We start from the raw sequence: 9,464 nt of genomic DNA, 5'->3' as shown, positions 1-9,464 counted from the left end.
AGTACAACATTACCGGAACGCCGACAGTCATCTTTGCCGACGGATCGCGTGCGCCGGGCGCCATCAGCGCACAGGAGGTCGAAAAAAGATTGGTCAGCCTGAGAACAACGTCATGACCTGTGCAGCAGGGTTATTTTTGGAACGGATGATGGGTTGTTTCACCAACACACGCGTTGTTCGATTTCAGGCGCCTCCGGCAGAATCTTTTCGCACGCAAAACAGCTAGGCCGGCAGGTTYAGAACGATCAATTTAGAACCGCATCCATAAGCGTTTCTCTGGGAGGGGAATTCAGTGAGTCACGGTACGTTTGAGCTGGAGATTGCCCCCAGGGCCCAGCGCTGGAAGACTGCGCGCGGCTTCACGCTGCTGGAGCTGCTGGTCGTGGTGGTCATCGTCGGCTTGCTGGCCGGGCTGGTCGCGCCGAGCTACTTTGACTCGGTCAGCAAATCCAAATCCAAGATCGCCAAGGCGCAGATCGAGTCGCTCGACAAGGCACTGGACCAGTACCGACTGGATGTGGGCGTCTATCCCACGGCGGAGCAGGGACTCAACGCGTTGAACACACAGCCACCGGGGATCACAAAATGGCAAGGGCCTTACTTGAAGAAAGCTCTGCCCACCGACCCCTGGGGCAACGACTACGCCTATGTGCTGAAGCCGGGCGCGGGCGCCATCGACATCATTTCCTACGGTGCCGACGGCAAGCCCGGCGGCACCGGCGAGGCGCAGGACGTCTCGCTGCATTCGGTCAATTGACGTCAGCGCTGGCGCCAGAACAGTTTCACGCATGCTCGCGGCTCACGCCTTGTTTGACGTCGTCACCCGCGACGGTGCGGGACGCATCGCGTCGCGCCAGGTGCGCGCGACCACGGCCGCCGAAGCGCTCGCACAGACAGCGCGCGGTGGCTTCACGGTTCTAAGCTGCGAGGCGGCCAAGGAATCCAGCGCCGGCCTTGGCGGATTGATGCGAGGGAAATCCACGCAACCTTCCCGCTCAGGCCTGGACACCGCCTCCTTCTCACAGGATTTTGCGGCACTGATCGACGCGGGTCTTAGCGTGACCGAAGCGTTGCAGACCCTGAGCATCAAGGAAACGGCTGGCGCGCGGCGCGACCTCATCGAACAGGTGGCGCGCGCGGTGTCGGAAGGCCGCAACCTGTCGGCGGCCATGCGGCTCACGGGCGCCTTCCCCGAGCTGCTGATCGCCACGGTGGAAGCGAGCGAACGCACCGGCGACCTCGGCAAGGGCATGGCCCGCTATGCGGCCCATCAGAGGGAGATGCAGGCACTCAAGGACAAACTCATTGGCGCTTCGGTCTACCCCTTGGTGCTGCTCGTGGTCGGCGGGCTGGTTGTGATGTTCCTCATGGGCGTGGTGATTCCGCGTTTCGCCGGTCTGCTGGACAGCACCCGCACCCAGTTGCCCATGCTCTCGGCGGGCCTGATGGCCTGGGGCCGGTTGGTGGCCGCCAAGCCCTGGGTACTGGTGCTGTTCTTCGGTGGAGTCCTGGCGCTGGGGACCTGGGTGGTCGCGCATTTCCGCGCACATGGCATGCGCTCGCGCTGGCTGCAACGCCTTCCCTATATAGCCGGCGTGATCCGCGAGTTCCAGCACCTGCAGCTTTACCGCACCATGTCCATTCTGGTTTCGCGCGGCATTGTGATCCACCGCGCCATGGAGCACGGCGCCAAGCTGCTGGGCGATGCGGACCGCGAACGTCTGGTGCGCGCCGTTGTGCTGATGCGCGAGGGCCTGAGCATGAGCGCGGCCCTGTCCGGCGCGGGCCTGTCCGACCCCGTGGCCACCAGCATGCTCAAGGTCGCGGAGCGGACCGGCTCCATGTCGGAGATGCTGGAGCGCATCGCACAGTTCTATGAACGCCGGCTGCAGCGCTCCATCGACGTGGCCACGCGTGTCATCGAACCCGCGCTGATGATCGTGATCGGTACCGTTATCGGCGCCATCGTGGTCCTCATGTACTTGCCCATCTTCGACCTGGCTTCCAGCCTGAACTGAGCTTCGCATTGCTTTCGCCCATGAGCGCCCTCCTCCCCTTTTCCCCGCCAGCCGACTCGGACACCGTTCCGGCTTCATCGGCCGGCGGCCAGGCCGGGCGCGCGCTGATGCAACAAGCCGTGCAGGCGGCACCGGTGGGATCGCGTCTTCAGTGGATGGTGCGACAAAGCGGACTAGAGGGCACGCGCGTACTTGTGGACGTCGCGGCCGCGCTGGGCCTGCACGCCATGGCCACGCAAGACCTGCAAGACATCACACCCGACTTCGAACTGATCTCGTTTGCCGACTGCCAGGCGCGAGGCTGCCTGGGCGGCTGGTCCATCGACGCTGCTGGCAACAAGCTGCGCACGGTCGTGGTCAGCGACCCGCTGGACCTCAAGGGCCAGGAGTGGATAGACCTGCAACTGGGCGATGCAAACGCGGGTGAAGTGATTCGCGGCCTGGCACTGATCGAGGACATGCAAGCCTGGCTTGCGCATGCCGAGCGCAACCTGATGGCCATGGGCAGCGACCAAGAGGAAGATGCCGGTGGCCTTGCACAGGCGGAATCCGTCGATGCCTCTGCCGTGACCCTGTCCATCGCAGGCATAGAGACCACGGCGAACCCACTGGTGCGGCTGGTTGATTCGATCTTGTACGACGCGCTCAAGATGGGTGCGTCCGACATTCACTTTGAAACCCAGCCGGCCGGCCTGCACGTCAAGTACCGGATCGATGGTGTGCTGGAAAATGTCAAGCGCATCGACAGTGCCGAGATGGGACACCAGGCGATCTCGCGCATCAAGGTGCTGTCCGAACTCGACATCTCGGAGCGGCGCACGCCGCAGGACGGCCGCTTCAAAGTCCGCGTCGAGCGGCGCGAGATCGATTTCCGGGTTTCCATCATGCCCAATCTGTTCGGCGAAGACGCCGTCCTGCGCGTGCTGGACCGCAAGCACCTGACCGGCCAGTTCCAGACGCTGAGCCTGGACACGCTAAGTTTCGCGCAAAGCGCCAAGGACTTTATCCGCCAGGCTTCCAGCCTGCCCTATGGGCTGCTGCTGGTGACCGGCCCGACGGGCAGCGGCAAGACAACCACGCTGTATGCGGCGATCTCCGAGATCAACACCGGCCTGGACAAAATCATCACGATTGAAGACCCGATCGAGTACCAGCTCAAAGGCGTCCTGCAGATTCCCGTCAATGAAAAAAAAGGCCTGACCTTCGCGCGCGGGCTGCGCTCCGTGCTGCGTCACGACCCGGACAAGATCATGGTGGGCGAGATACGCGACGCCGAGACGGCTCAGATCGCGGTACAGGCCGCGCTCACTGGCCACCAGGTATTCACCACGGTGCACGCCAACAATGTGTTCGACGTCATAGGCCGCTTCAAGAACATGAACGTCGACAGCTACAGCCTGGTGTCGGCCCTGACCGGTATCGTCGCTCAGCGCCTGCTGCGCGCCGTGTGCGTGCATTGCGCTGTGCCCGCCGACATGACACCCGAGCAATTGACACAACAGGGCATCCCCGTGGAACGCCTGGACCTGGACCAGGCGAAATTCATGCATGCCGTGGGCTGCGCGCATTGCCGCGGCACCGGCTACAAGGGGCGCCTTGCGATTGCCGAGACGCTGGAGATGGACGATGACATACGCGATCTCCTCGTGCGGCAGGTTTCGATCTCGCAGATCAAGCAGGTAGCGCGCGGCAAGGGCTTCATGAGCCTGCGCGACTCGGCTGTGGCCCTGGCCATGGGAGGCCAGACCACTGTGGAAGAGATCAACCGCGTCACACCCCGGGAGAACCTGCAGAACACGCAGAACGTAGAGGCTGCTCATGCCTGATCGCCAATCATGAAGGCCGTGATTCACCTGGACATTGGCACCTCTCAGCTAAGGGCGACGCTCAAGCCGGCCGCGCCCGGCTGGGGCCTGCGCCTGGTGCGCAATCTGCGCCGGACGCTACCGGGAAAAAGCTTGCCCGCTAAAGAAGCCGCGGCCACCGCCATTGTCGAAACGGCAAGCTGGGTGTCAGGTGCCACGCACGCCGACAGCATCACAGCCCTGATCGAAGCCGCCGCGCAAGCGGTGCATGCGTTGCGCGCACGCCAGACGGAATCTCTCGATGGCAGCCGCCTCGTGGTGCGTACGGGGATGGGCACTTCCTATGTCGGCATCGCGCCCATGGATTTTTCTTCACCTTCAGCGCGCTCCGAGCCGCAACTGCGGGCCGTTGCAAGAGCACTGTCCCAAGAGGCACTTGGCATCGAAGCAGCCGGGCATGAAGTACGCTGGCGCATCGAGGCCAACCAGACGCATCTGTGCGTGATCACGCTCGAGTCGGCCTTGGTCGCCGGCCTGCAAGCGCTGGCCCAGGCCCAGCGCATGACGCTTGCAAGCTGCCAGCCGGCCATCGTGGCGCTGCTCGACAGCGAACTCCAAAAATGCCGGCGCCAGCGCGATGCGCGCACACTGGTCTGGACAGAGCTGGAAGCCTCGGGGTGCCGTCATGCGATGGTGACCTTCATCCGCTTGATGAACGGCAGCGCCGTCACTGCATGGCGCACTGTCACGCCTCTTCCAACGACCGCAGACGATCCCTGGCTTCAGCCCGCGCTGGACCGTTTCCTGATCGCCTCGGGCGCGGGCATCGATGAACAGGCCGTTCCCTGCGTCTGGCCGGCCCATGCGGCAGAAGCATCACCCACAGTTGCCATGGAGCTGGCAGCATGAGCCGGCATCTGGTCGAGAGCCCGTTCGAGTTCGCGCCGGGCGCGCCGCGCTACCGCCCCTTGAGCTGGCTCATCCTGGCCGTGGGCACCTGCGCCGCATTCTCGGGCCTGTACATGACCTCAAGGGCCGGGGCACAGCTTGAGGGTGTCCGGTCGCAGCAGGCCAGGATTTCCAAACAGCAAAGCGCGCTGAGTGAACAGATGCGGCAGGCCGAGAACAATCCCGCCTTGCTCGAAAAGATCAAGGCCAGGCGGCAGCTCGAAGCCTTGCTGCAAACACCGTGGTCGCTGATGTTTGAAGCCCTGGAAGCCGCAGCCGACACCGTCGAAGGCCGGGTCACCCTGCTCTCCATGGTGCCTAACACCACCAACCCGGCCAACCGCAAGATCGAGCTGACCCTGATGGCCTCGAACTACCCGTCCATGCTGGCCTACACCGAGGCCATGAGCACGGTGAGCGGTTTCTCGGACGTGCGCATCATGAGCCACCAGTTCGATGAGCGCAGCAGCCCAGCTACCTTCCGCTTCCGGCTGACGGCGAGCTGGAATCGTCTCAATGAAGGTGTTTTCCTGGCAAAGGAACCGTCGAGCAACACGCTCAGTCCGCTCATACCGGCGGACATCTCGCCCTCCGTATTGAAGCCGGGCATCAGCAAGGCGCCCTCGCCATGATGCGCGGCCCCGCTTTCATAACCAGGACGCTTGACCGGCTCCGAGGCGGCGCGGGCCTGGAGCCATTGCGCGCCCTCGGCTGGCCCGTGCTGTGCGGCGTCGGGCTGATGCTGGTGGGTGCCCTGCTGCTGGGCCTTTCCCATCAGCTGCGACTGCAGAAAACCACGCTGCAGCTGGAGCTGAAGCAGACCCAGAAACCTGGCCCCAAGCTCGCCGTGAATCCTGTGCGGGGCGTGCCTGTCATCTTCCCGCCTTCGGCCGACTACACGGCCGATCTGGCACAGATTTTTGACATCGCAAAAAGCCTGGGCATCGTGTTGGCCAGTGGCGACTACCGCGATGCGGACCCGACGGCCCTGGGCCTGGACACCCGCCTGGTGGATCTGCGCATCACCGAAAACTACGGCAAGCTCAAGGAATTCCTGGCCAGCGTGCTCAATGCCATGCCACACGCGGCAGTGCAGGAATTGCRCATAGAGCGCAAGGACGGCACAGCCGTCAAGCATCAGATATTCCTCAAGCTCGCGTTCGTGTATTCACCGCGGGCGGGCGACATCCAGGGGCCACCCGCTGTCGGGAAGAGTCCAGCGAATGTCTCTGGGCCCATCACTGCAAAGGCCATGCCGTGAACCAGTCACCGCCAGATCGCACTGCCGCCGCATCTGCGGGCTGGAAGAAGGCCCTCATCCTGGTTGCGGCCGGCCTGGGCAGCTTTGTGCTGGCGGCCGGCATGCAAGGCAAGTGGCAGTCTGGCCAGGTCGACGCAGCCCTTGACCTGGCAGCACCGCCGCGCCCGCGCACAGCCTCACCGTCCGTCTCTCCGCAGTCCGGCACGGCGCTGCCGCCCCTTGCCGACGTTGCATCCCCAAGCCTGGATGTTGTCGCGATGAACAGCGCCAGCCAGCGCATGAACAAGATGGTGGTACGCGATCCCTTCGGCCCGCTGGCGCCTGAATTCATACCACCATCAGAAGTCGTTGCCCCGCCTGCGCCACCACCCACCTTTGCCAAGGCCCGCAAACCGCCGCCACCGCCCGTCGCTGTCGAGCCACCTCCACCCACAGCGCCGCCACTGCCGTTTATCGCGGTGGGCGCCATCCAGGGCAAGAGGATTGGCAATGGCCAGCAGCAGGCCTTCATCCAGCAGGGCGACAACCTCACCGTGATCCAAAAAGGCGACACCGTCGCCGGCAGCTACCGCGTCGACGAGATCACCAGCGACCGCGTGGTGTTTACCTATCTGCCTCTGGGCCAAAAACAATCGCTTCTACTTCTGGATAACCCAAGATGAAACCAATTGAACGGATTGCCGCGATTGCCGGAAGTGGCAACCAAGCAGAGCGCGCGGGCAAAGGACGCAGCCATATGACGCCTATCGCGTCGGCCGTACTGACCTGCCTGCTGCTCACGGCCTGCGCCGGCGCGCGCTATCACAACGACGGCATGAGCCAGATCGGGGAGGGAAACATCGACACCGGCATCGCCTCACTGAAGAAGGCAACGGAGCTCGATACCACCAACCAGTATTACAAGATCGACTATCTGGTGCAGCGCGACAAACACGCCGACAGCTTCGTCAAGCAGGCAGACCAGGTGCGTGCCAGTGGAGATATTGCCGGCGCACGCGACCTCTATGGCCGGGCGCTGGCCTTGAACCCCAGCAATGTCCGTGCGGCGACGGCCTTGAAGGCGCTGGACCAGGACGTCCGCAACGACCAGCTGCTGGCCGAAGGCGAGCGTTACCTGAAGGACGGCAAACTGGAGGCGGCGAGCGAGCGAGCGACGCGGGTGCTGGCGGACCAGCCCGGCCATAAGCAAGCGGCGCAGCTGCGAAAAGCCGCCCTCGACGCCAAGGCCGCAGCCGATCTCGAGCGTGACCGTTTCAGGGAAGCGAAGTCGGTAATGAGCTCCCCGGTAACGCTGCAGTTCCGCGATGCCACAATGCGTACCGTGTTTGAAGCCCTGTCCCGGTCCACGGGCCTGAACATCCTGCTGGACCGCGAAGTCAAGTCTGACGGCAGGGTCACGATCTTTGTGAAGGACGTCGCGGTCGAAGACGCCATTGACCTGATCCTGATGCAGAACCAGCTCGAAAAACGCATCGTCAACAGCAACACCATGATGGTGTATCCGGCGACGGCGGGCAAGCAGTCGGAGTACCAGGAACTGACGGTTCGCTCCTTCCGCGTCACCAACAGTGACCTCAAATACCTGGCCGGCATGCTCAAGACCATGCTCAAGCTGAAAGACGTTTCAGCCGACGAGCGCAGCGGCCTGCTGGTCATACGCGACACGCCTGAAACCCTGCGCATCGCCGAAAAATTGATTGCCCTGCACGACGAGCCCGACCCGGAGGTCATGCTCGAAGTGGAAGTGCTGGAGATCTCGGAGGGCCGCAACAGCAACCTGGGCGTCTCCCCACCCAGCGCCATCACCATCGGCACACCCAGCGGCGGCGCGACCACGCCGGGCGGGACCGTCAGCAGCCTCACCATCGGCCAGCTCAGGCAACTGGGCGTGGGCGGCCTCACGGTCTCCCCGATTTCGGGCACGCTCAACTTCAAGCTACAGGACACCGAAACCCGCATCCTGGCCAGCCCGCGCATCCGGGCGCGCAACCGCGAAAAAGCCAAGATTATGATCGGCGACCGCGTGCCCACCATCATCAACAACGTCACGCCGGTCAACGGCGGCTCCTCCGTTGTCACCGGCACCATCACCTACCAGGACGTCGGCCTCAAGCTCGAGTTCGAACCGCAGGTCTACGCCAGCAACGACGTGGGCATCAAGATCAACCTCGAGGTCAGCAACATCGCGCGTGAATTCACCGACCCGCAGGGCAGCCGCTCGTACCAGATCGGTACGCGCAACGCCAGCACCTTTCTGCGTCTGGCCGAGGGGGAGACGCAGGTCCTGGGCGGCCTGATCACCGACGAGGAGCGCAACACCGCCGACAAGATTCCGGGCCTGGGGCACTTGCCCATGGTGGGACGCTTGTTCGGCAACTCGAGCACCACCAAGTCGCGCTCTGAAATCGTGCTCGCCATCACGCCACGCATCGTGCGCAACTACGCCAATCTCGGCCTGGACCGGGCCAGCGTGTTCTCGGGAACGGCGCTGACACTGCGCGACCGGCAGATTCTGGGTGACCCAGTGGGCGGTTTGAGTCTGCCCAACGGACTGGGAGGCCGTCTCGCGCCAGCCGGCGGCATCACGCCTGCACCACAGATGCCGGGAGCACTGGGGACGCCATCGCCTACGCCAGCCATTTCACAACCTCTTCCGCAGCCCATTCCCGCCATGCCGCTGAGTGGTGGTGGCCTGGCGCCACCCCCACCCATGATCAAGCGTTAACGAGAGGCGATGTGACTCCCTTCTCCAGCAGTTTCCGCAAGATGGATTTGCGAACGGTCGCAGGCCGGAAGCGCAAGGCACGCTACCGTCCGCGCCCTCGCCGCCCCCATGCGGCAGGTTTCACGCTGATCGAACTGCTGGTGGTGTTCTCCATCCTCGCCCTACTTTTGACGCTGGCCACGCCGCGCTACTTCAAAGCGGTGGATGGTGGCAAGGAAAAAATCAAGGCACAAAACCTCGCCACACTGCGCGATGCAATCGACAAGTTCCGCGCCGACCAAGGCAAGTACCCGATGCAATWGCAGGAGGTGGTGGACAAGCGCTACCTGCGCGAGATCCCGCTGGATCCGGTGTCCGGCTCCCGAGCCTGGGAGGTTTTGCCATTTCCAACCGGCGCTGAGCCAGGCATCTACGACGTACGCGCGCCCCTTGTGCCAAACCCAATCCCGCCAAAGGAAGGTGTCGAGCCACCCACTACGGAGATCGCGCCGTGAAACCGTCGGGGCAAGGCGGCTTCACGCTGATCGAGCTGCTGGTCTCACTGGCCATCGTGGGCCTGCTGGCCATGGTGGCCGTGCCGCTGACCCAGGTGGTGCAAACACGCGCCAAGGAGGCCGAACTCAAGCAGGGCTTGCGCACCCTACGCCGGGCGCTGGATAGCTATAAGGCCGCATCCGACGCCGGGGTCATCGACAAGGGGGTAGGCG

General features: G+C 63.7%; 10 protein-coding genes and 1 pseudogene. All 11 read left to right on the top strand.

The genetic code is table 11. The annotated features are described in order from the left end of the window. A pseudogene (locus tag AC1DWI_RS05800) lies at positions 1 to 116 on the top strand (DsbC family protein); the annotation flags it as partial. 176 nt (positions 117 to 292) lie between these two features. After that, positions 293 to 757 carry a type II secretion system major pseudopilin GspG gene (gspG, locus tag AC1DWI_RS05795; protein ID WP_477670760.1) on the top strand — a complete coding sequence of 155 codons (465 nt, stop codon included), beginning with the start codon at positions 293 to 295 and terminating at the stop codon, positions 755 to 757. A gap of 31 nt (positions 758 to 788) precedes the next feature. Then, a complete protein-coding gene (locus AC1DWI_RS05790) occupies positions 789 to 2,018 on the top strand; it encodes a type II secretion system F family protein (protein WP_477670761.1) in 1,230 nt (409 codons plus the stop codon). A gap of 20 nt (positions 2,019 to 2,038) precedes the next feature. Further along, a complete protein-coding gene (locus AC1DWI_RS05785) occupies positions 2,039 to 3,844 on the top strand; it encodes a GspE/PulE family protein (protein WP_477670762.1) in 1,806 nt (601 codons plus the stop codon). 9 nt (positions 3,845 to 3,853) lie between these two features. Further along, the gene (locus AC1DWI_RS05780) at positions 3,854 to 4,732 is read left to right on the top strand and encodes a hypothetical protein (RefSeq protein ID WP_477670763.1); all 879 of its coding nucleotides are present in this window, start codon (positions 3,854 to 3,856) and stop codon (positions 4,730 to 4,732) included. Beyond that, complete coding sequence (locus AC1DWI_RS05775; RefSeq protein ID WP_477670764.1) at positions 4,729 to 5,403, top strand: hypothetical protein; 675 nt, start codon at positions 4,729 to 4,731, stop codon at positions 5,401 to 5,403. The genes AC1DWI_RS05780 and AC1DWI_RS05775 overlap by 4 nt, the downstream gene beginning before the upstream one ends. Continuing rightward, positions 5,400 to 6,032 carry a hypothetical protein gene (locus tag AC1DWI_RS05770; RefSeq protein WP_477724519.1) on the top strand — a complete coding sequence of 211 codons (633 nt, stop codon included), beginning with the start codon at positions 5,400 to 5,402 and terminating at the stop codon, positions 6,030 to 6,032. Before AC1DWI_RS05775 ends, AC1DWI_RS05770 begins: the two co-directional genes overlap by 4 nt. Then, positions 6,029 to 6,694: a hypothetical protein gene (locus AC1DWI_RS05765; RefSeq protein ID WP_477670766.1), complete on the top strand. Its 666-nt coding sequence runs from the start codon at positions 6,029 to 6,031 to the stop codon at positions 6,692 to 6,694. Before AC1DWI_RS05770 ends, AC1DWI_RS05765 begins: the two co-directional genes overlap by 4 nt. Beyond that, complete coding sequence (locus tag AC1DWI_RS05760) at positions 6,691 to 8,757, top strand: secretin N-terminal domain-containing protein (protein ID WP_477724518.1); 2,067 nt, start codon at positions 6,691 to 6,693, stop codon at positions 8,755 to 8,757. Before AC1DWI_RS05765 ends, AC1DWI_RS05760 begins: the two co-directional genes overlap by 4 nt. 11 nt (positions 8,758 to 8,768) lie before the next feature. Further along, positions 8,769 to 9,251, top strand: a complete 483-nt coding sequence (locus AC1DWI_RS05755; protein WP_477724517.1) for a type II secretion system protein — start codon at positions 8,769 to 8,771, stop codon at positions 9,249 to 9,251. Next, on the top strand, positions 9,248 to 9,464 hold a 217-nt coding region (locus tag AC1DWI_RS05750), incomplete at its 3' end, for a type II secretion system protein (protein WP_477724516.1). The genes AC1DWI_RS05755 and AC1DWI_RS05750, both read left to right, overlap by 4 nt.

This window comes from Polaromonas sp. P3_C2 (assembly GCF_056402675.1).
This window is presented reverse-complemented; position numbering and strand designations above follow the sequence as displayed.

Excerpts from the sequence above, each read along its gene's own strand:
- AC1DWI_RS05760 (WP_477724518.1), top strand. The coding sequence starts at position 6,691 with ATGAAACCAATTGAACGGATTGCCGCGATTGCCGGAAGTGGCAACCAA.
- AC1DWI_RS05790 (WP_477670761.1), top strand. The coding sequence starts at position 789 with ATGCTCGCGGCTCACGCCTTGTTTGACGTCGTCACCCGCGACGGTGCG.
- AC1DWI_RS05785 (WP_477670762.1), top strand. The coding sequence starts at position 2,039 with ATGAGCGCCCTCCTCCCCTTTTCCCCGCCAGCCGACTCGGACACCGTT.
- AC1DWI_RS05775 (WP_477670764.1), top strand. The coding sequence starts at position 4,729 with ATGAGCCGGCATCTGGTCGAGAGCCCGTTCGAGTTCGCGCCGGGCGCG.
- AC1DWI_RS05780 (WP_477670763.1), top strand. The coding sequence starts at position 3,854 with ATGAAGGCCGTGATTCACCTGGACATTGGCACCTCTCAGCTAAGGGCG.